This window comes from Vibrio sp. B7 (assembly GCF_963888765.1).
Taxonomy (GTDB): Bacteria; Pseudomonadota; Gammaproteobacteria; order Enterobacterales; family Vibrionaceae; genus Vibrio; species Vibrio anguillarum.
The window spans coordinates 1-537 of record NZ_CAWPKR010000032.1; the positions used below are offsets into that span (position 1 = coordinate 1).

The window sequence follows — 537 nt, forward strand, 5'->3', positions numbered from 1 at the left end:
TCTCCAAGTATGACCAGCCGCTAATCATTGACTTTAACTATGCGCTTGAGCTTGAGCGTGTTGGTGCTCTCGTTCCACGCCGTGAGTATGAAGTGGATTTAGGCTTAAATATGGATGACCCTCTTTCTGGCTCTATCGTTACGAAATTAATCCCAGTGGATGAAGAGATTAAAGCCCACTTTAAAGCGTGTGGTTTAATTAAATAATGTCTAACTGCGTAATACAATACAACGGCTATTTAATGCTTGCCCCACAAGGGTTTGATTGTACTTACGTCATATTAACGCCTAGTGAGTTGGAACAATTACAAAGCAATTCGCTAGGTTCGTTAACTATCGACCCTCAATTATATACGGACGTAACAGGTTATTTATTATTGTCCTTTGTGTCCGGTCATATTTTGGGTCGTATTTTAAAAGGCCTCGGTCGAGGTTAATCATTAACTTAGTAAAGAGAGTAAATACTATGAAATTTATCAACGTCATGAAAAAACACGCTGCAACTATCACAACTGGTGTTACTGCTGCGGTAGCTTCT

Annotated in this window: 2 protein-coding genes; both read left to right on the top strand. The window is 39.7% G+C overall.

Annotated features, from left to right (window positions below):
• Positions 1-206, top strand: a 206-nt coding sequence (locus tag AACV32_RS09580) for a DUF1293 family protein (RefSeq protein ID WP_170895775.1), incomplete at its 5' end; no start/stop codon positions are given.
• Positions 206-436, top strand: coding sequence for a hypothetical protein (locus AACV32_RS09585; protein ID WP_249339529.1), 231 nt, complete (start codon positions 206-208; stop codon positions 434-436). The genes AACV32_RS09580 and AACV32_RS09585, both read left to right, overlap by 1 nt.
• Positions 437-537: the final 101 nt, after the last annotated feature.